The sequence below is a fragment of the Acinetobacter sp. YH12117 genome (genome assembly GCF_013418865.1).
In the GTDB taxonomy this organism is placed as follows: Bacteria; Pseudomonadota; Gammaproteobacteria; order Pseudomonadales; family Moraxellaceae; genus Acinetobacter; species Acinetobacter indicus.
In genome coordinates, this window is the sequence record NZ_VPBF01000046.1 from 1 (window position 1) to 20,655 (window position 20,655).

Consider the following 20,655-nt stretch of genomic DNA (forward strand, 5'->3'; position numbering starts at 1 on the left):
CATGAAATACGGTATTCTGATGTGACAAAACCTGAATCCTGGTCGTTAAAGTGTTTGTTTACACTCATATTTTAACTGTTAGGACTCAGGTTTTTTTATTTAAAGCAAACTATGGGACAGCAGTGGCTTTTGGGCCACTTTTTTATGGACTGGAAATGACACTTCTGACAGGCATTCTACGACCATCTTCCAATAGTATAGACTGCATAAGCCGTTAAGCTACATCGAAAACAATATTGAGGGAAACAAGATGTCACAACAAGATTATGACAATGGTTTAAAAGTACGTACCGAAGTCATGGGTGAAAGTTTTGTGAAACGTGCGCAGGACAATACTGTGCCGTTTACCCAGCCTTTGCAGGACTGGATTAATGAACATGCCTGGGGTTCTACCTGGCAACGTGAAGATGTATTGCCGCGCAAATATCGTTCACTGGTGACAATTGCCTTTTTAACTGCGCTCAAAAGCCCGACTGAATTAAAAGGTCATGTACGCGGGGCTTTAAATAATGGCGCGACAGTGGAAGAAATTCAGGAAGTGCTGCTACATAGCCTGCCCTATTGCGGCGCACCGGCTACGCAAGAGGCCTTCCGTGCGGCGTTAGAAGTCATTCAGGACTATCAGGCCAACTCGTAAATTTCGAACGGGTTTAAATCCAGTACACATTAAAGCTGTAAAAGAATTCACTGACTTCAAAACGTACCTGATAACCAAGCTGGGTCAGTTCGGCAGAGAGATTGCGAATTTCTTCCAAAGGCAAATGTTTGGGCAATACCGTAAATACTGCAGTGTTGCCCTGCTTGGCATTCTCTTCAATTAAACTGGCTAAACGCGCTTTATACAGGTTGATGTCCAGATTGGCATGCGCCGAAAGCACTTTTGCATCTTCTGCGGTTAGAAAGTTCACCATTTTTTTCTTCTCTTTTTTTGTTCCGTTGTATGGGTCTAACTTAAAAAATGCTACGGCTCCGCTCAACTCTATTTTTGTAAGTAATTTAAATTAAAGATGAATTGGTTTACATCGACTGCTGTTATCCATCCTCTGATAAATCAAAAACTCCCTTATCCTGGTTTTCTCTCTAAGTCATAACAGACGCAAACAAGGAATAAATCTTCATTTTATAATTAACGCATGATCAGGTTCTGAGAGGTAAAATAGATTAAATAACTTAGGCTATTTTGATATATGGGTTCCGTTAAACTTCCATCGTTATTACCTAACTCTCTCCTGCTCAATTTTATATTTCAAAGCGGATATTTGATTGTTCTATCTATGAGCCATAAAAAACGGAGCCGATTTGCTCCGTTTTTCTCTTGAGTTTTATAGGGTCAAGACCATTATTTTTTAGCCTTCCATGCACTTTGTACCTGGCTGGCAACTTTTGGATAATCCAGAATAAAACGCATATGCGACTCTACCCCGGTTTTTAAGGTTTTATCATCGACAATAAAGTACGGGTTATGGTTCGGTGCGGCTTTACTCATATCCTGATCAGCTGGTGTCGCACCCAGGAATACAAATAAAGATGGCATCAGCTGGCCATAATAAGAAAAGTCTTCACTGGCGCTCTGGTTATGTTCTAAAACATGCGCCTTACCTGCACCCGCGGCCTGAATTAAAGATGGCGCCATCAATTCAGTTAAGGTTTTATCATTGGTGGTGACCGGCGCATACGGTGAAATTTCCACTTTGGCTTTTACATCATTGGCTTGCGCGGTGTGATCAATCATGGTTGGCAGGTTTTTGTAGATGCTTTGACGGATATCTTCATGATTGGAACGAATGGTTCCGATCATCGAAACCTGTTCAGGCAAGATATTACCACTGGTACCACCCTGAATCTGCCCGATACTGACCACGCCCATGCCTTTACTCAAGTCAGCATGACGAGACACCATAGTCTGTAAATTCTGGATAATATCGGCCGCGGCGACAATAGAATCACGTCCTTTCCACGGCATGCAACCATGTACCTGCTGACCCGGTTAAAGTCACGCGGATTCCATCGGCACTGTTTAAAGCCACACCATCTTTATAGAAGATATTGCCACTTGGCATACCCGCCATCATCACGTGCATCCCAAAAATCCCTTCAGGTTTTGGATTATTCAGTGCGCCATCGGCAATCATTTTACGTGCACCGACCTGATCACCATTCAGGAAGTTATCAATATCGGCACCACCTTCTTCCGCAGGCTGGAATACAAAGACCACGGTTCCGGCAATTTTATCTTTATTCTCTGCCAGTGCCTTGACCGCACCTAATAGCATGGCAGTGTGGGTATCATGTCCGCAGGCATGCGCAACCGGTGTTTCTGCGCCCTAATAAATACCTTTGGCTTTACTGGCAAAAGGTACCTGGGCTTTTTCTTCCATCGGTAAGGCATCTATATCGGCACGTAAGGCCATAATCGGGCCCGGTTTTGCACCTTTTAATACGCCAATCACACCGGTTTTGGCAAAGCCTTTTTTCACTTCAATGCCGTAAGAGCGTAATTCTTTTTGCACCAGTTCCGACGTTTTAAATTCCATATTGCCAAGTTCAGGATTGGCGTGAATATGATGACACAATTGAATGGTATGCTGCTCGACTTTTGTAGCGGCATCATCCACCCAGTCTGCAAAAGAAAACTGAGAGATACTCATGGCTAACCCCAAGCTAAGACAGGTTTTAGTGAGCTGCATGGAAACTCCATTTTATAACTATTTAAAATCTTATCTTCGGAGAATTTAGGGTTAAAATACAAGGCTATTGATGTAGTTTTATATAGTCATTTGCACTATACTTGATATTTTAAAAGTTGAAAATTACCACAATTTAGTGAGCAATTTTGCACTATGACTCAAAACATTTCATTTCAGATTGGCTTTTTTCCGGCAGACCTTTTAGGCTTATAGCAAATATTTTCTGGATATGACCATGTCGGACGCCATCACTGTTCCTCCCGCCCTGATTAACCGTGCGCTTGCAGGCCAAGCCGATGCCCAGTTTGAGCTGGCTGAATTGTATATGCAAAGCGAGCATGAAGATGACAACCTGCTGGCTGAAGAATGGGCCTTAAAAGCTGCTGAAAATGGTCATTTGGAAGCCATGTACTGGTTGGGCGAAGGCTACACCGTTTATGCCAAAGACGTGCAGGAAAATGATCCTGAAGATTCCAAAACTCACTTTGAGTTAGCCTATTACTGGTTGAAACAGGCAAGCGAACAGAAACATGCAGGCGCAATTCTGGAGCTGGCTGGCTATTATCGTCGTGGGAATGTGGTAGAAAAAGATATTCCGACCTCGGTAAATTTGGTTCAGCAAGCCGCTGAACTGGGCGATGCACAGGCCATGCGTGATTTGGCTTGTATTTATGAACATGGCCTGGGGGTCGAGATTAATGAAGCACAGGCAGATTACTGGGCCGAAAAAGCCAAAGCTGCCGATTAACCCATTCAACCCGATCAAAACCTCATCAGATGATGGGCTTTTTTATATTGATGCATGGAGATAGGCGCTGGATTAGCCGGAATTTTTAATTGTTTTGGAGATCAAAGAACACTACAGCGAGAAACCGGAACAGTTTAGCCAGATATTCAACAATTTCAGATTGGAACTCTGGGCAATTTCCAAGTACAATACTGCGCTAGTCGAGGGATGCTGCGACGTTTTACAGGTACGAAATGTAAAAGCGCTAGGCTCGACCATCGGTCAAACATCCGCTTTGATCAACAACGGCATCCGCGAACTGAATGATCAATTGTTTTTATTAAGGAGATCGTGATGAACGCGGTTAATGCTTCATTTACTGATTACAAAGTAGCAGACATCACTTTAGCAGACTTCGGTCGTAAAGAAATCAAACTTGCAGAAGCTGAAATGCCAGCCCTGATGGGTCTGCGTAAACGCTACTCTGCGGCTAAACCACTTGCTGGCGCTAAAATCCTGGGTTGTATCCACATGACAATCCAAACAGCTGTTCTGATCGAAACTTTGGTTGAACTTGGCGCTGAAGTACGCTGGACCTCTTGTAACATCTTCTCGACTCAAGACCACGCTGCTGCTGCCATTGCTGCGTCTGGTGTTCCTGTGTTCGCTTGGAAAGGTGAAACTGAAGAAGAATACATGTGGTGCTTAGAGCAACAAATTAACGTGAATGGCACGCCTTGGGATGCCAACATGATTCTGGACGATGGCGGTGACTTAACTGCACTTGTTCACGAAAAATACCCAGAAGTTTTGGCGAAAATCCACGGTATTACTGAAGAAACCACCACAGGTGTACAACGTCTGCTTGAAATGTGGAAAGACGGTTCTCTGAAAGTACCTGCAATCAATGTAAACGATTCAGTAACCAAGTCTAAAAACGACAACAAATACGGTTGCCGTCACTCACTCAACGATGCCATCAAACGTGCAACCGATATGCTTTTATCTGGTCGTCGTGCGCTGGTCATTGGTTACGGTGACGTAGGTAAAGGTTCTGCGCAATCACTTCGTCAAGAAGGCATGATCGTACGTGTTTCTGAAATCGATCCTATCTGTGCAATGCAAGCCTGCATGGACGGTTATGAAGTGGTTTCTCCATACAAAAATGGTGTTCAAACCGGCAAGAAAGAAGACGTTAACGCTGACCTTCTTTTAAACACTGACCTGATCGTAACAACAACGGGTAACTACCACGTTTGTGACGCTGCCATGCTGGATACATTAAAAGCAGGTGCTGTTGTATGTAACATCGGTCACTTTGACACTGAAATCGACACCAACTACCTACGTGGTTACAAGTGGGTTGAAGTGAAACCTCAAGTTCACCAGGTGTATCGTTCAGAAAATGAAAACGATTACCTGATCCTGCTGTCTGAAGGTCGTTTAGTGAACCTGGGTAACGCAACAGGTCACCCATCACGCGTGATGGACGGTTCATTTGCCAACCAGGTTTTAGGTCAAATGCACTTGTTCGCTGAGAAATTTGCTGATCTTCCTGAAGCTGAAAAAGCTGCGAAAATCCGTGTTGAACTCCTACCTAAGAAATTGGACGAAGAAGTTGCAGCAGCAATGGTTGCAGGTTTCGGTGGTGTTCTCACTCAATTGACACAAGAACAAGCAGACTATCTTGGTGTCTCTGTTGAAGGTCCGTTTAAATCGGATGCTTATAAATACTAATTTTTTATTTTCACCTCTCCCCAACCCTCTCCTATAAGGAGAGGGAGACTTCCACTTTGAAAATTGTTAGAGGGTGAGTCTTAAAGACTTTAACAATCACAAAGAAAGTCCCTTCTCCCTCTGGGAGAAGGTTAGGATGAGGGTAATCTATTAAATATAAGTATTTATAAAAAAGGATTTCAACATGTCTAAACAGATTCCGATTTCTTTTGAGTTTTTCCCAACCAAAACTGATGCAGGTGCGGAAAAACTAAAAGTTGTTCACCAAGAACTACAGTTACTCAATCCAGAATTTTTCTCTGTAACGTATGGTGCAGGTGGTTCAACACGTGAACGTACGCTCTCTACTATTGCAGATTTTAATGGCAAAGGCACGCCTGTAGCTCCTCACCTCTCTTGTATCGGTGATGACAAAGCACGCATTGCTGAATTGCTTGATATCTATAAAGCGCAAGGCATTCACCGTATTGTCGCACTACGTGGTGACTTACCATCTGGTCAAGTGGGCTTAGGTGAACTTCCTTATGCACAGGATTTAGTTCGCTTTATTCGTGAACATTCCGGTGATCATTTCCATATTGAAGTGGCTGCCTATCCGGAAATGCACCCACAAGCGGAAAGCTTTGATAAAGATATTCAGCATTTTGTTGAAAAAGTAAATGCCGGCGCCAATGCAGCCTTAACGCAATTCTTTTTCAATCCGGATGCCTACTTCTACTTTGTTGAGCGTATTCAGCAAGCCGGTGTCAATATTCCGGTGGCGCCGGGTATTATGCCAATTACCAATGCCAGCAACCTGATTCGCTTTGCCGATAGTACTGGTGCTGAAATTCCACGCTGGATTCGCAAGCAACTGGCGACATATGGTGATGACACGGCATCGATTAAAGCCTTTGGTCATGAAGTGGTGCTGAAATTCTGTGAACGCCTGATTGCAGGTGGTGCGCCAAGTCTGCATTTCTACACCATGAACAATACCGAGCCTACCCGTCAGCTTGTGACTGATCTTGGTTTAGCCTAATTTCTTTTTTGCGAGTTGTACTTTATGCCACGTTTTTATATTGAAGCTGAATTAACGGTTGATACGCAGCTCGCGCTGACCGAAACCGTGTTTCACCATTGGTGTAAAGTACTGCGCGCACAAGTGGGCGACACAGCCACCCTGTTCAATGGACAAGGTGGCGAATATGAAGTGACCCTTACCGACGTCCAGAAAAAAACAGCAACGGTGATGGTCAACAGCTTTAATCCGGGCAACCGTACACCTAAATTCAAGGCCCTGCTCGGTCAGGTCATGAGTAAGGGCGACCGGATGGATTATGCCATTCAAAAAGCTGTGGAACTCGGCGTTTCCGAGATTCAGCTCCTCACCTCTGAACGCTGCGAAATGCGTCTGAAATACGACCGTGACCAGAAAAAACTGGATCACTGGCAAGGTATCGCCATTGCTGCTTGTGAGCAATGTGGTCTGAATATTGTGCCTAAAATTCTCCCGCCGATGTCGCTGGAAAAATGGCTCGATACCGATCTGCCAGCCACCAAACTGGTATTAGCACCCAACAAAGATGAAGTGAATGTCTTACACAATGCCACGCCAGAACTTGCCCTGTTAATTGGGCCTGAAGGCGGCCTGAGCGAGGCCGAAATCAGTAGCGCAAATACGAAAGGTTTTGTGAACTGGTGTATAGGCGAGCGCGTGTTAAGAACTGAAACTGCGCCTGTGGTCGCACTTTCTATTTTAAATTTTAACTTCAGCGTGTAATTCGTCTTATTTTTAGCTGAATGCTGAGTCAGATGATTGCTTTTTTAAAGTTTACTGACTAATCTCAAAATATTATTTTACAATTTCACCTAATATCAGGTTATTCATAAAATAAAATGGATTTTTACATACTCTGTAATTTATAGGGTTTTGGGGATATATGTCAGACCATCAGGATGAGCTCATGGAGCAGTATTTGTATGCTGCCCAAATCACCAATACAATCCGGCTGATGCGCTTCTTTTTGCTGAGCATCCTCATTCTCTGTTTTTATATTTATTTTATTTTTCACTACTCTTTTAATTTTTCAACTTTCGCGTTTAATGCCTGGTTCCTGCTGAGTGAACTGGGGCTGGCCGGCTGCCTGTTCTTTAATGAAATGCGCTTTAAGCCCGGTCAATACAGTATTCAAATGGCACATCGCTGGATCAAGCTGGTATGCCTGCTGGTGGGCATTAGCCTTGGTATTGGCATTGCCCTGCTGTACTATTTCCTGCCGAAGTACAGTCTGGAGATGAGCACCTATCAGGCCATTATTCTGGCGGCTTTGCTGGTGATTATTAGCCAGACCTTTGCCCTCACCTTTTTAACCCAGCGCCTGAGCTATTTTTCGCTGGTATTTATTCCGGCCATTGTGCCGTATTTAATTTCCCCACTGTTCTTTAACAGCAACACCGAACCGCTGTTTTATCTGGCCACCAACTTTGCCTTAATCTGTCTGCTGATTTGTGCCAATACCTCCATGCACATGCATCGCCGGCTATCTAGCGTCTATTTCAAGAATAATCAGCTGAAAAAACAGGCCGAACAGCAAGTGGCCTGGACCGACCAGCTATGCCAGCAACTGCAAACGGAAATGAACCGCTCCAAAGACATTGAGCAGCAGTTGCAGTTTAATAACCAGATGCTGGAACAGAAAGTGAAAGAGCGGACCTTTGATCTGGAGCAAATCCATAAAGCCCTGCAAGATCAACAGGCCAATCTGGTGCTGGCGCATGAAGTGGCCGGGTTAAAACCATGGGATTGGGACATCAAGCATCGCCTGATTACCCTGACCAATGAACACCAGCAGCTGAAAATGTCCGGCTCCAAAGCCCATCATCACAAACTGCAGCAACTGATTCACCCGGATGATCTGGCGCATTTTCGTAACACCATGAAGCAGCATCTGCGTGGCCAGACCGACCGCTATGAAGTGACCTACCGGGTACAGCAAAGCAATGGCAAATGGGTCTGGGTACATGATGTTGGCCGTGTGATTGAGCGTGACCCCGAAACCCGGCGTCCATTACGCATGGTCGGTATCCGCCGTGACATCCATCAGGAAAAAACTGATCAGGAACGCCTGAAACTGACCGCCAGCGTACTACAGCAGGCAGCAGAAGGGATTTTTATTCTGAATGAGGACCTGCGTTATATTGAGGTCAATCCGTGCTTTGAACAGCTGACCGGCTTTAGTCGCGAGCAGATTATTGGCAAACATCTGTTTGATATTGCCAGCAATTACAAATCACGGCACCGCAGTATGCACAATGCCATTGTCAAGCAACTGCTCAAAGAAGGCGAATATGATGGCGAAATGGATGAAAAATACCTGTCGGGCAAAGAGCTGACCATCCGCCTGCACATGAATACCGTCAGCAATGAGCAGAACCGCTCTACCCATTATGTCGGGATTGTCTCGGATTTAACCGAGCGCCGCCGGCAGGAACAGCGCCTGTCCTATCTGGAAAATTATGACACGCTGACCGATCTGCCTAACCGGTTTTATTATAACTATCAGCTGCATCAGTATCTGGTGTCCCATCAGGATTCGATTAAACAGCTGGCGGTGATTCGCCTGAACATCGACCGGTTCCGGGTGCTGAATGAATATTTAAGCCATAATGGCGGCGATGAACTGCTAAGACAGGTGGCACAGCGTTTACGCCTCATTAATGCCGAAGCGCTGTTGGTGGCGCATTTAAATGGCGATGACTTTGCCATTATTTATGAGCTGTCACATATTCGCCCATCGGTGCAGCAGCATTGCGAACGTATTACCAAAGCCTTCTCGGCGCCGTTTAATATCCAGGGTCAGGACCATATTATTACCCTGTCGATGGGCGTGTCTTTATATCCTGAACATGGCCGGCAGCTGGATTATTTAAACAACTGTGCCGAACAGGCGCTGTCGGAAGCCAAGCGTCTGGGTGGCAATACCACCAAATACTATTCGCTGGAAACCACCAAGCTGTTAGAGCAGGACGTGCACATTGAGCGCGATTTACGTCAGGCCATTAAAAATGATGAGCTGATCGTCTATTACCAGCCAAAAATCAATTTCCATGATCAGCAGGTCTCCGGTTTTGAAGCCTTGGTACGCTGGAACCATCCGGAAAAAGGCCTGATTCCACCCGGCTTATTTATTCCAATTGCCGAGCAAACCAGCCTGATTTCAGAGATTGGCCATATCGTAATTCAGCAAACCGCCAAGCAGATTCGGGACTGGCAGGCACTGGGCTTTGATAACATCCGGGTTTCGGTCAATATTGTGGCGCAGCAGCTACAACGCGGACATTTGCTGGAAGATATTGATGAGGCGCTCAATACCTATCATATTTCCGGTGAAAGCCTGGAACTGGAAATTACTGAATCGTCGTTGCTGGAAAATACCGACGAGGTCAAATATATTCTGGAAGAAATCAAGAAGCGCCATATTCATATTTCGCTGGATGATTTTGGTACCGGTTATTCTTCCCTCTCTTACTTAACCGATTTTCCTATAGATGTTTTAAAGATCGACCGCAGCTTTGTGTCCAAGATTGGCCACAGCAAGCAGGAAGCCATTGTCAGTGCCATGATTGCCATGGGCAAAGCCATGGGCATGACCATTGTCGCTGAAGGTATTGAAACTGAACATCAACTTCAGTACCTCAGAAAGCTCGATTGCGACATCGCCCAGGGCTTTTTATTCTCCAAACCGCTGCCACAACAGGATGCGACCCGCTTCCTGAGTGAAAAAATGCAGACACTACTTATTGTTAGTGAATCTTAATCTATAGCTTAAACTTCTAAGTTTGTTCTAAAAATGCGCAGCTTTGACTGTGCTTAGTGCGTAAGTAATGGTATATTCGAGCAGATTTAGCACAAACCGCCAGCATCGCTGGACACAGTAACATACGAGATTCAGATGGACGATCAATCATTAAAACAGCAGGCTTTGTATTATCACGAATTTCCTACTCCAGGTAAAATCAGCGTTACCCCAAGTAAGCAGCTGGTCAACCAACGTGACTTAGCGCTTGCATACTCACCTGGTGTCGCGGCACCATGTTTAGAGATTGAACGAGATCCTTCTACTGCAGCACTGTATACAGCACGTGGCAACCTGGTTGCCGTGGTGAGTAACGGTACCGCTGTACTAGGTTTAGGGAACATCGGTCCTTTAGCGTCTAAACCGGTTATGGAAGGTAAAGGCGTTCTGTTCAAGAAATTCGCCGGCGTCGATGTATTTGACATTGAAATCGCTGAAAATGATCCAGACAAAATCGTTGATATCGTTGCTGCACTCGAACCAACCTTTGGCGGGATTAACCTTGAAGACATCAAGGCACCAGAATGCTTCTACATTGAGCAAAAACTGCGTGAACGCATGAACATTCCGGTGTTCCATGATGACCAGCATGGTACGTCAATTATCGTCGGTTCTGCGCTGCTGAATGCGCTACAACTGAACGGCAAAAACATTGCCGAAATCAAGATTGTGGCTTCAGGTGCCGGTGCTGCTGCCCTGTCGTGCCTGGACCTGCTTTGTGCCCTGGGTGCGAAAAAAGAAAATATTATTGTGGCGGACTCACGCGGTCTATTGACCACCAAACGTGAAGGTCTGGACGAGTCGAAAAAACGCTACGTACAGGATATTGAAGCAACCCAACTGGCCGATGTAATTGCCGGTGCCGATATGTTCCTCGGTCTCTCTGCTGCCGGTATTCTGACCAAAGAAATGGTCAAGCAGATGGCGGCTAATCCAATCATCTTCGCTCTGGCTAACCCGGACCCGGAAATTCTGCCTGAACATGCCCACGAAGTACGTGATGATGTAATTATGGCAACCGGCCGTTCCGACTATCCGAACCAGGTGAATAACGCGCTGTGCTTCCCGTACATCTTCCGTGGTGCGCTAGATGTCGGTGCAACCACCATTAACGAAGAAATGAAAATTGCCTGCGTACACGCGATTGCACGTATGGCGCACATAGAAGCAGATGCGGCATCCTATGGTGAGAAATCTGCTTCATTTGGTCGTGACTATTTAATTCCACGTCCGCTTGATCAGCGTCTGATTCTTGAAATTGCTCCAGCGGTTGCCAAAGCAGCGATGGATTCAGGCGTGGCAACACGTCCAATTCAGGACTTCTCGGCTTATCATCAACGTCTGTCAGAGTTTGTATATAACTCTGCGTTTATGATGAAACCAATTTTTGCGCAGGCGAAAACCGATCCGAAACGCATTGCCTATGCAGAAGGCGAAGACTTACGCGTTTTACGTGCAGTACAAATTGCAGTGGACGAAGGTCTGGCACAACCGATTCTGGTGGGTCGTACCGCGGTTATTGAAGCGAATATCAAGAAACTGGGCTTACGTCTGGAACATGGTGTGAATATCACTATTGTTGACCAGGAGAAAAACCCGGATTACGAAAAATTCGCTGATGATTACTACAGCATCATGCAGCGTAAAGGTGTAACGCCTGAATATGCGCAGCGTGAAGCACGTCGCCGTTCGACTCTAATTGCCGCAATGCTGGTGAAACACGGTCTGGCTGACGGTATGTTATGTGGTACTTATTCAAGCTACGACATTCACTTAGACTTCGTCAGCAATATTATTGGTCTGAAAGAAGGTCACAATACTTTCTTCACTCTGAATGCGCTGATGCTGGAAGATCGTAACCTGTTTATTGCCGACACTTACATCAACCGTAATCCGACAGCTGAACAGCTGGCTGAAATGACCATTCTGGCCGCTGAAGAAGTACGCCGTTTTGGTGTAACACCACGTATTGCCCTGCTGTCGCATTCAAGCTTTGGTTCAGACCAGAACGATGCCAGCGCGCAAAAAATGCGTAAAGTGTTTGATATTCTGTCTGAGATTGCACCAGAACTTGAAGTGGAAGGTGAAATGCATGGTGATGCGGCACTGGACGAAAATATTCGCCATTTCGCATTCCCGAACTCACGCTTCAAAGGTTCAGCTAACCTGCTGATTATGCCGAACCTGGATGCAGCCAATATTTCGTTTAACCTGTTGAAATCGACTTCAGGCAGCAACGTGACCATTGGTCCAATTTTGCTGGGCGCAGCGAAACCGGTACATATTTTAACGCCAACAGCGACCACCCGTCGTGTGGTGAATATGACTGCGTTAACCGTGGCAGAAATTCAGCAAGCGGAACAAGACGCGCTATAAAAACTGAATGCCGAGTGAAAAGCTCGGCATTCTGACTTGAGAAAACCTCTATTCTGTTGCATGATGACCTCAAGAATAGAGGTTTTTTCATGCAAGTTTATTTAGTAGGCGGTGCGGTGCGAGATCATTTGCTGGGGCACCCCTATCACGAAAAAGATTATGTGGTTGTCGGGGCAACACCCGAACAGCTTCTGGCCCAAGGCTATCAGCCCGTGGGCAAAGACTTCCCTGTGTTTTTACATCCTGAATCAAAAGAAGAATATGCACTGGCCCGTACCGAACGTAAAGCCGGTCAGGGCTATCATGGTTTCGAGTTTTATACTGCACCCAATGTCACGCTGGAAGAAGATTTAATCCGTCGTGACCTGACCATTAATGCCATGGCCATGGATGAAAACGGCCAGGTCTATGATCCTTATGGTGGACAGCAGGATCTGGCGCAAAAAGTGCTGCGTCATGTTTCCGACGCCTTTGTTGAAGACCCATTACGTGTACTCAGAATTGCCCGTTTTGCTGCGCGTTATAAAGCGCTGGGCTTTCGTGTGGCCGATGACACCCTGACCCTGATGCGCACGCTGGCAGCATCTGGCGAGCTGGATACCTTAACCCCGGAACGGGTCTGGAAAGAAACTGCACGCGCCTTGCAGGAAGATCATGCCGATGAATACTTTGAAGTGCTGCGTCGCTGCGGTGCCTTAAAAGCCTTGTTCCCGGAAATTGATGCCCTGTTTGGGATTCCACAGCGCCCGGAATATCATCCGGAAATTGACTGCGGCGTGCATACCTTAATGTCCCTGCAACAGGCCTGCCGCCAGAATTACAGTCTGGATGTGCGTTTTGCCGTGCTGGTGCACGACTTGGGCAAGGCCCTGACCCCAGCCGATGAATTACCGCGTCATATCATGCATGAAGAACGTGGTATTCAGCCGGTTACTGACCTGTGTGACCGCCTGAAAGTGCCGACCTATACCAAACAGCTGGCACTGGCGGTGTGCAAGGAACATTTAAAATGCCATCAGGCCCTGACCTTGAAACCGGGCACCTTATGGCGTCTGCTACAGCGTCTGGATGTGTTGCGTCGCCCGGAACGGGTAGAAGCCTTTGTTCAGGCCTGTGAATGTGATTCGCGTGGCCGTTTAGGCATGGAAGATCGGGACTATCCGCAGGCCGATTATGTGCTAAAAGCCATGCAGGTGGTGCGCGGCATTAAAGCGCAGGATTTACCACCTGAGATTAAAGGCCCCGATATTGGTGAAATGCTGATTCAGCGCCGCATTAAAGCCATTGAAGTGCTGAAAGCAGAATATACCGCCGCAAGCTAAAATTGAGTCATAAAATTAAAAATACCCGTGCTATACACGGGTATTTTTGTTGATCAGGGATGAATCATCCCCCTGTGCTGATCTGGATGAAGCCGCCTTAAGACTGCTCGGCCGGAAAAGTAATTACCTGTTCCAAACGCATCTGCTGGGTGGCAACCATCAATAAACGGTCAATACCCAGCGCAATACCTGAACATGGCGGCATCTGAGGCAAGGCACTGAGCAGATATTCATCAAGTGGCATCACATGCAAGCCCAGTTTTTCCCGCTCCTGATTGTCGGCTTCAAAACGGCCACGGAGCACCTCGGCATCAGCCAGTTCATCATAGGCATTGGCCAGTTCCAGCCCTTCAATGTACAGCTCAAAACGGGCGGCAACCAGTTCGCCATCTTCATCGACACGAGTTTTGGCCAGTGAGGCCAGTTCCGGCGGGAAATCAGTCAGGAATACCGGCGTATCAAAGCCCAGACTAGGCTCAACCATATGCGAGAACAACAGGTCGATATAGCCCAGACGATCATCACCTAAATCGAGGCTTAGCCCGACACGCTGACAGCAGGCTTTCAGTTCCTGCAATGTCGCTTGCAGCGGATTCAGATCCAGCCGATCCATAAAAGCATGTTTATAACTCAGTACCGTTGGACGTACTTCACCAAAACGCTGTGCCAAGATCAGATTGAGTAAATCGGTGACTTCAAACATCAGCTCTTTCAGGCTAAAACCCGGGCGATACCATTCCAGCATGGTAAATTCGCTATTGTGTTTGCGGCCATGCTCATCATCACGAAACACCTTGCAGATCTGGTAAATCGGGCCACTGCCACTGGCCAGCAGGCGTTTCATGGCAAATTCAGGCGAAGTTTGCAGATAATGCGTCTGCTGCTGGCCCAATACATGACGCTTGGCCTGTACCGAGCTTAAATGTACATCGGTGACACCGGCCTGCGACAAAATAGGCGTTTCCACTTCCAGCACTTCGCGCTCAGCAAAAAACTGGCGAATCTGGGCGTACATCTTGGCGCGGGCGCGCATAGCCTCAAGACTACAGGTCGGCTGATAGTTCAGGCTCATGCGGCTGGCCCTCCATGCGCAGCCCATTCACGGCGCAGCGGATAAGTCTTGCGTAAATGGTCAAAGGCCTGCTGATCGACCTTGCCGTCTTTTAAGCAGGCACGTAATTTGGCGTCATCGGCGGCAATATCATACATCTGTGGCAGATGCTGTTGCAGTGCGGCTTTTAACGGCTGACCACTAAAATAATCGCTGCACGGCGGCAACTGGTTTTCAAAGCGTTTATGTGCCACTTGCCCAAAGACTTCACAAAAAGCGACATAAATCATTTGTGTGCCGCGGGCTTTGCCTTCCAGACTGTAACCGGCAATATGCGGCGTTACCAACGTGACCAGATGTAATAATTCGGCAGAAATTTCCGGTTCATGCTCAAATACATCCAGCACCACCGCACGCCCGGTCTGCTGGATATCGGTCATTAATGCCTGCTCTGCCACCACTGGACCACGCGCTGAGTTAATTAAAATTGCATCCGGCTTCATCTGGGCCAGGGTTTCGGCATTGAACAGATGATAGGTCGGATACGGACCGGTTTTGGTCAGCGGCACATGAATCGAAATGGCATCGGCCTGAGCCAATACGTCTGCCAATGCCAGTTGCTGCACACTTTCACGTTGCACCAAAGGATCATAAGCCACCACTTTCCAGCCCAGCAGTTCCGCCATTACCGCCAGACGCGAACCGACATTGCCCAGTCCGATAATGCCCAGACAGAACTGCTGGCCTGCTTCCAGTAAGGCTGGACGCACATGCAGTAAGGCGGTAATCACATATTCGGCAACCGCCTGTGCATTACAGCCGGCGGCATTGGACCAGCGAATCTGCTGCTGTTCCAGCGCGGCAATATCCAGATGATCGGTACCAATGGTGGCACTGCCCACAAAACGCAGCTTGCTGTGCTGGATCAGTTCGGCATTGACCTTGGTTACCGAGCGCACCAGTAAGGCTTCGGTATCGTGCAGGTCCTGCGCAGTTAAGGTCCGGCCCGGACGATGGGAGATTTCACCAAACTCGGCAAAAAAATAATCGGTAAAGGCCAGATTTTCATCGGCAATAATTTTCATAAGGCAATCCAATGCTTTGATCTGTCCATGATAACGCCTGAAGGCCCTGCGGATGAAGCGCTATTGCAGTAAATACACTGAATATTAACCGCAGCAAAGCCGGCCCATCAGGCTTCACCCAAATACAACTTGCCGAAGCCGAATAAAACAATATATGTTTTTATAATATGTTATAGTCAAGGCCAGTCTTAATCTTCTCCCCCGTTTATTTTTAACCAATGAAGGGCCTGCATATGACACCTCGCTTTAGCAATCCATGGGATGAACGCTACCACAGCACCGATCATTTATATGGCGAAGCGGCCAACGTTTTTATTCAGCAGATGGCCCAGCAGTTAGCGATTTCTGGCGCTACGCTGGGCATTGCTGAAGGTGAAGGCCGTAACCTGATTTATCTGGCCGAGCGCGCCCGTGAACAGCAACTGCCGTTTGCCGGACTACTCTGGGATTATTCGACTGTTGCGCTTGAAAAAGCCCAAAAACATGCCCAGGCCAAACAGCTGACCTTGGACACCGCCGCGGTGGATTTAAGTCAGGTAGAATGGCCGGAAAACCAGTTTCAGCATGCGATTTGCGTGTTTGGTCATGTCAATCAGCCGACCCAGCAGAAATTACTGCACGGCGTGCGTCATAGCCTGAAATCCGGTGGCTGGTTCATTGGCGAGGTCTATTCCAAAGCACAACTGGCCTATGCCACCGGTGGCCCGGGCAATCCTGACATGCTGTATGATCCACGTGATTTTCTAGAGATCTTCCAGCAGGATCATCTGCTGCATTTCTTTGTCGGTGAAGTGGAACGTCATGAAGGACAGCTGCATCAGGGGAAGTCGCATGTGATTCAGTTTGCCATTCAAATCCGTAAATAAAGCATAAAAAAGGAGGATGAATCTGCATTGATTCATCCTCCTGCAATTCGATTCCTGCTGCTTACTGGCTTATCCGCCTTTTTCAATCTGGTCCAGAATGGCACATTCCGCGCTGTGATTGCCCTGACAATGCTGCGCAGATTGCTGCAACAAATTGACCATGTCCTGTAAACGCTGGATTTTCTGGTTCAGCTCATCAATATGTTTTAAGGTCAGCGCTTTCACTTCTGCACTCTGGCGACCGCTATTTTTCCACAGCGAAATCAGTTCTTTCATTTGCTCGGTAGAAAAGCCCAGCTCGCGGGCATGACGAATAAAATTCAGGGTTTTTAAATCCTGCTCGGAATAGACCCGATAACCAGCAGCACTGCGCTGGGCAGCCGTGAGCAGGCCGATACTTTCATAATAACGGATCATTTTGGCAGAGATGCCCGACTGCTTTGCGGCTTGACCAATATTCACATGCTTCTCGCTCAATACGGCGGTTTAAGACCTGCCTCCGATCTTAAACCGAAAATGTCCTGACGCCAACGGCTATTGCAGCGGCGCGGCAAAGCGCTTCAGGCGTAAAGCATTGCCCAGCACAAACACGGATGACAGTGCCATTGCGCCTGCAGCAAACATCGGCGACAGTAAAATGCCCCACAGCGGATACAGCACGCCGGCGGCAATCGGAATTAAGGCCACGTTATAAACAAAGGCCCAAAACAGGTTCTGGCGGATATTGCGGATAGTGGCCTGACTTAAAGCAATCGCATTGGGAATGCCTTTTAAACTGCCGGACATCAGCACCACATCGGCGGCTTCAATGGCTACATCGGTACCGGTGCCAATGGCCAGCCCGACATCGGCCTGTGCCAGCGCCGGGGCATCATTAATCCCATCGCCGACAAAGGCCAGACGGCCATATTGCTGCTGCAATTCACGTACGCTATCGACTTTGCCTTCCGGCAGGACTTCGGCAACCACGGTATCAATTTTTAGCTGCCGGGCAATCGCTTCAGCAGTATGCCGGTTATCACCGGTGATCATCGCCACTTTAACACCTAATTGATGCAGCGCTTCAATCGCAGCAAAGGTGCTGTCTTTGATTGGATCGGCCACGGCAATGATGGCCGCCAGTTGATCCTCTACCGCCACATACAGTGGTGTTTTTCCTTCCTGACCCAAACGTGCCGCAACCTGATCAAAGGCTGTGGTACTTAAACCCAGCTGATGCATATAACGGTCAGCCCCAATATGCAGCCATTGACCATTGACCTGCCCTTTTACGCCGGACCCGACAATCGAATCAAAATCGCTCACAGCTGGTAAAGATAAGCCTTGTTGCTGCGCGGCTTCGACAATAGCAAAGGCAATCGGATGCTCCGACTTGGCTTCTACCGCCGCCACCCAGCTTAATAATTGCGTCTGCTCAAAACCGGCCTGTACATGAAAATCGGTCAGTTGCGGCTTGCCTTCGGTTAAGGTGCCGGTTTTATCTACCGCCACCACCTGCGCTTCCTGTAACAGCTGCAAGGCTTCGCCTTTACGGAACAGAATGCCCATTTCTGCCCCACGTCCAGTGCCGACCATAATCGAGGTTGGAGTGGCCAGCCCCATAGCACATGGACAGGCAATAATCAGCACCGCTACAGCATTGACCAGACCAAAGGTCAGCGCCGGTTCAGGACCAAAAATCAGCCAGACCAGAAAGGTCAGCACAGCCATTAGCATTACGGCTGGCACAAACCACATGGTGACTTTATCGACCAGCGCCTGAATGGGCAGTTTGGAGCCTTGCGCCTGCTCGACCATGCGGATAATTTGCGCCAGCACCGAATCTGCCCCCACCGCAGTTGCGCGGATGCTCAGACTGCCATTCTGGTTGATGGTGCCGCCCACCACGGCGCTGCCTGCCATTTTCTCTACTGGCAGCGGCTCTCCGCTAATCATGGATTCATCGACATAACTACGGCCCTCCAGCACTTCCCCATCCACAGGAATCCGCTCTCCCGGGCGGATATCAACCTGCATACCCGAGCTGACTTCAGCCAGCGGCACTTCCACACTTTGGCCATTGCGTACAATGCGGGCAGTTTTTGGCTGCATGCCGATCAGGTGCTGAATTGCCTGCGAAGTACGGCCTTTGGCTTTGGCTTCAAAATAGCGACCCAGCAGAATCAGGCTGACAATCACCGCGGCAGCTTCAAAATAGACATTGACCGTGCCTTCCGGTAACAGCTGTGGCATAAAAGTCGCCACCACCGAAAAGCTGTATGCGGCCAGGGTTCCGACTGCCACCAGCGAGTTCATATCCGGCGCGAAACGCAGCAAGGCCGGAATGCCTTTTTGATAAAAACGCCGGCCCGGAAATAGCAATACCAGCGTGGTCAACACGAACTGCAACAGCCAGCTCGGCATCTGCCCGATCTGATGCATGACCCACATATGAAAAGCCGGAATTAAATGCGAGCCCATTTCCAGCACAAATACCGGAATGGCCAGCACCAGGGAAATCATCAGATCACGTTTTAGTTGCTGCTGCTCGCTGGCTTTCTGATCCGCCTGTTCAGTGGTGGTCGTGGTCTGTAGCTGGGCATCATAACCAGCCTTACGGATGGCCTGAATCAGTTTATCGGCACTGACCGTAGTATCGGCTTCGACCCAGGCCTGCTCAGTGGCCAGATTGACATTAGCCTGCTGCACCCCCGGCACTTTTTTCAGGGCTTTTTCTACCCGCGCCACGCAGGAGGCACAGGTCATGCCATCAATCGACAATTCGATGGGTGCCGCGACGACCACATCATAACCGGCGCGCTCGATGGCTTTGACCAAAGCAGCCCGATCAAGTGGTACAGAAGATTCGACCACGGCCTGTTCGGTGGCCAGATTAACATTGGCCTGCTCGACCCCATCTACTTTTTTTAAGGCTTTTTCCACCCGGCCTACACATGAAGCACAGGTCATGCCCTGAATAGACAATGTTTCACGAAAAACAGCAGATGAATTGGAGATGCTCATGCCCTACCTCGGCCAATACCCAGACTTTCTTACAGCATACAGATTGACATCATGGGAAGGTCAAGTCTCTGCGCATAAAAATTTGGCTTGACCTTCCCATCATGACAAACTTTAAACTGAAAGCATCTTCACATGACTCATGGAGCATCTTAATGAAACTGCATATTGCCAATATGACTTGCGGCGGCTGTGCCCGCGGTGTAACAGCCACCATTCAGGATGTGGACCCGAATGCCAAAGTTGACATTGATCTGGACAGTAAAATCGTGACCGTTGACAGCAGTGCCAGCGTAGATCAGCTGGTGGCGGCGCTGAATGAAGATGGTTTCCCGCCAGAAGTACAATAATTTCCAGGCACTTTCAAAACCGCTACTGTCCCATTAGCGTTTAATAAAATCGCCTCCGTGACGCGAGCATCAGGGAGGCGGCATAAGACGAATGACCTATAACGGACAAGGGGACATGTGAATACCAGTACTTCCACTGACACCAAGATATTAACATAATTTTTCTTTTAATCGTTCATAGGGTGAACCGTACCGGGTTTGTCGGAGACTTTTTATTTAAGTTAGGCCACCTGACCTAACGGGTTAATCTTATCATAGTACATTGCTTCAAAATCAAAAGGCGATACATAACCCAATGCACTATGTACACGCTCTTTATTGAACCAATCTACCCAGTTTAGTGTCGCAAGTTGTACATCTGCTAAACCTTGCTAATCTGCTTTTAAAATTCAATCACTTCTGTTTTGTATAAGCCATTCACCGTTTCAGCCAGAGCATTATCATATGAATCACCAGTTGTACCGACTGATGCTCGTAAATTTGCAGCTTCTAAACGATTGGTATAGCGAATAGAAAGATATTGAACACCTCTATCGGAATGATGAATCACATTCTTTGGCATACCTCGATCGTGCAATGCTTGCTCCAATGCACCAAGCACCATATCTGTATTCAT

The 20,655-nt window shown here is 47.7% G+C and carries 15 protein-coding genes and 2 pseudogenes; 10 read left to right on the top strand and 7 right to left on the bottom strand.

The features are described 5' to 3' along the window. The first annotated feature begins 250 nt into the window (after positions 1–250). The gene (locus tag FTU55_RS13010; protein WP_104484600.1) at positions 251–637 is read left to right on the top strand and encodes a carboxymuconolactone decarboxylase family protein; all 387 of its coding nucleotides are present in this window, start codon (positions 251–253) and stop codon (positions 635–637) included. Between the two features lie 13 nt (positions 638–650). On the opposite strand, the gene FTU55_RS13015 is transcribed toward FTU55_RS13010, so the two are convergent. Both FTU55_RS13015 and FTU55_RS13020 read right to left on the bottom strand, forming a co-directional pair. Beyond that, complete coding sequence (locus FTU55_RS13015) at positions 651–911, bottom strand: hypothetical protein (protein ID WP_005179143.1); 261 nt, start codon at positions 909–911, stop codon at positions 651–653. Between the two features lie 428 nt (positions 912–1,339). Then, positions 1,340–2,687, bottom strand: a pseudogene (locus FTU55_RS13020) (amidohydrolase). A gap of 235 nt (positions 2,688–2,922) precedes the next feature. Here FTU55_RS13020 and FTU55_RS13025 point away from each other — a divergent pair. The 7 genes from FTU55_RS13025 (at position 2,923) to FTU55_RS13055 (ending at position 13,687) form a co-directional block, all read left to right on the top strand. Further along, the gene (locus tag FTU55_RS13025) at positions 2,923–3,435 is read left to right on the top strand and encodes a tetratricopeptide repeat protein (RefSeq protein WP_180047312.1); all 513 of its coding nucleotides are present in this window, start codon (positions 2,923–2,925) and stop codon (positions 3,433–3,435) included. Between the two features lie 333 nt (positions 3,436–3,768). Beyond that, positions 3,769–5,151, top strand: a complete 1,383-nt coding sequence (gene ahcY, locus FTU55_RS13030; protein WP_180047314.1) for an adenosylhomocysteinase — start codon at positions 3,769–3,771, stop codon at positions 5,149–5,151. Between the two features lie 184 nt (positions 5,152–5,335). Further along, complete coding sequence (gene metF / locus FTU55_RS13035; protein ID WP_180047316.1) at positions 5,336–6,172, top strand: methylenetetrahydrofolate reductase [NAD(P)H]; 837 nt, start codon at positions 5,336–5,338, stop codon at positions 6,170–6,172. A 24-nt stretch (positions 6,173–6,196) separates the two neighbouring features. Further along, positions 6,197–6,913: a 16S rRNA (uracil(1498)-N(3))-methyltransferase gene (locus FTU55_RS13040; protein ID WP_104488295.1), complete on the top strand. Its 717-nt coding sequence runs from the start codon at positions 6,197–6,199 to the stop codon at positions 6,911–6,913. Between the two features lie 160 nt (positions 6,914–7,073). After that, positions 7,074–9,950, top strand: coding sequence for an EAL domain-containing protein (locus FTU55_RS13045; RefSeq protein ID WP_180047318.1), 2,877 nt, complete (start codon positions 7,074–7,076; stop codon positions 9,948–9,950). Between the two features lie 135 nt (positions 9,951–10,085). Next, positions 10,086–12,365 carry an NADP-dependent malic enzyme gene (locus tag FTU55_RS13050; protein WP_104488292.1) on the top strand — a complete coding sequence of 760 codons (2,280 nt, stop codon included), beginning with the start codon at positions 10,086–10,088 and terminating at the stop codon, positions 12,363–12,365. Between the two features lie 89 nt (positions 12,366–12,454). Continuing rightward, on the top strand, positions 12,455–13,687 hold the full coding sequence (locus FTU55_RS13055) for a multifunctional CCA addition/repair protein (protein WP_104488290.1): 1,233 nt from the start codon (positions 12,455–12,457) through the stop codon (positions 13,685–13,687). 97 nt (positions 13,688–13,784) lie between these two features. On the opposite strand, the gene epmA is transcribed toward FTU55_RS13055, so the two are convergent. After that, entirely contained in the window at positions 13,785–14,759 is a 975-nt protein-coding gene (gene epmA, locus FTU55_RS13060; RefSeq protein ID WP_180047321.1) for an EF-P lysine aminoacylase EpmA, read from the bottom strand. Then, positions 14,756–15,823 carry a 4-phosphoerythronate dehydrogenase gene (locus FTU55_RS13065; RefSeq protein ID WP_180047323.1) on the bottom strand — a complete coding sequence of 356 codons (1,068 nt, stop codon included), beginning with the start codon at positions 15,821–15,823 and terminating at the stop codon, positions 14,756–14,758. The genes epmA and FTU55_RS13065 overlap by 4 nt, the downstream gene beginning before the upstream one ends. A 233-nt stretch (positions 15,824–16,056) precedes the next feature. Here FTU55_RS13065 and FTU55_RS13070 point away from each other — a divergent pair, with 233 nt between their 5' ends. Continuing rightward, the gene (locus FTU55_RS13070) at positions 16,057–16,689 is read left to right on the top strand and encodes a class I SAM-dependent methyltransferase (protein ID WP_005179171.1); all 633 of its coding nucleotides are present in this window, start codon (positions 16,057–16,059) and stop codon (positions 16,687–16,689) included. 69 nt (positions 16,690–16,758) lie between these two features. Here FTU55_RS13070 and cueR read toward each other — a convergent pair whose 3' ends face one another. Together cueR and FTU55_RS13080 are read right to left on the bottom strand one after the other, a co-directional pair. After that, positions 16,759–17,151 carry a Cu(I)-responsive transcriptional regulator gene (cueR, locus tag FTU55_RS13075; protein ID WP_005179173.1) on the bottom strand — a complete coding sequence of 131 codons (393 nt, stop codon included), beginning with the start codon at positions 17,149–17,151 and terminating at the stop codon, positions 16,759–16,761. A 72-nt stretch (positions 17,152–17,223) separates the two neighbouring features. Next, complete coding sequence (locus tag FTU55_RS13080; protein WP_180047325.1) at positions 17,224–19,692, bottom strand: heavy metal translocating P-type ATPase; 2,469 nt, start codon at positions 19,690–19,692, stop codon at positions 17,224–17,226. A gap of 152 nt (positions 19,693–19,844) precedes the next feature. Here FTU55_RS13080 and FTU55_RS13085 point away from each other — a divergent pair, with 152 nt between their 5' ends. Continuing rightward, complete coding sequence (locus tag FTU55_RS13085) at positions 19,845–20,039, top strand: heavy-metal-associated domain-containing protein (protein WP_005179178.1); 195 nt, start codon at positions 19,845–19,847, stop codon at positions 20,037–20,039. A 221-nt stretch (positions 20,040–20,260) separates the two neighbouring features. On the opposite strand, the pseudogene FTU55_RS13090 reads toward FTU55_RS13085, so the two are convergent. Continuing rightward, a pseudogene (locus FTU55_RS13090) lies at positions 20,261–20,655 on the bottom strand (integrase core domain-containing protein); the annotation flags it as partial.

Bases quoted from the DNA above. Each gene is read 5' to 3' on its own strand.
- FTU55_RS13025 (WP_180047312.1), top strand. From the start codon at position 2,923: ATGTCGGACGCCATCACTGTTCCTCCCGCCCTGATTAACCGTGCGCTT.
- FTU55_RS13065 (WP_180047323.1), bottom strand. From the start codon at position 15,823: ATGAAAATTATTGCCGATGAAAATCTGGCCTTTACCGATTATTTTTTT.
- FTU55_RS13045 (WP_180047318.1), top strand. From the start codon at position 7,074: ATGTCAGACCATCAGGATGAGCTCATGGAGCAGTATTTGTATGCTGCC.
- epmA (WP_180047321.1), bottom strand. From the start codon at position 14,759: ATGAGCCTGAACTATCAGCCGACCTGTAGTCTTGAGGCTATGCGCGCC.
- FTU55_RS13070 (WP_005179171.1), top strand. From the start codon at position 16,057: ATGACACCTCGCTTTAGCAATCCATGGGATGAACGCTACCACAGCACC.
- FTU55_RS13015 (WP_005179143.1), bottom strand. From the start codon at position 911: ATGGTGAACTTTCTAACCGCAGAAGATGCAAAAGTGCTTTCGGCGCAT.
- FTU55_RS13040 (WP_104488295.1), top strand. From the start codon at position 6,197: ATGCCACGTTTTTATATTGAAGCTGAATTAACGGTTGATACGCAGCTC.
- FTU55_RS13050 (WP_104488292.1), top strand. From the start codon at position 10,086: ATGGACGATCAATCATTAAAACAGCAGGCTTTGTATTATCACGAATTT.
- FTU55_RS13085 (WP_005179178.1), top strand. From the start codon at position 19,845: ATGAAACTGCATATTGCCAATATGACTTGCGGCGGCTGTGCCCGCGGT.
- FTU55_RS13055 (WP_104488290.1), top strand. From the start codon at position 12,455: ATGCAAGTTTATTTAGTAGGCGGTGCGGTGCGAGATCATTTGCTGGGG.
- FTU55_RS13080 (WP_180047325.1), bottom strand. From the start codon at position 19,692: ATGAGCATCTCCAATTCATCTGCTGTTTTTCGTGAAACATTGTCTATT.
- metF (WP_180047316.1), top strand. From the start codon at position 5,336: ATGTCTAAACAGATTCCGATTTCTTTTGAGTTTTTCCCAACCAAAACT.
- ahcY (WP_180047314.1), top strand. From the start codon at position 3,769: ATGAACGCGGTTAATGCTTCATTTACTGATTACAAAGTAGCAGACATC.
- FTU55_RS13010 (WP_104484600.1), top strand. From the start codon at position 251: ATGTCACAACAAGATTATGACAATGGTTTAAAAGTACGTACCGAAGTC.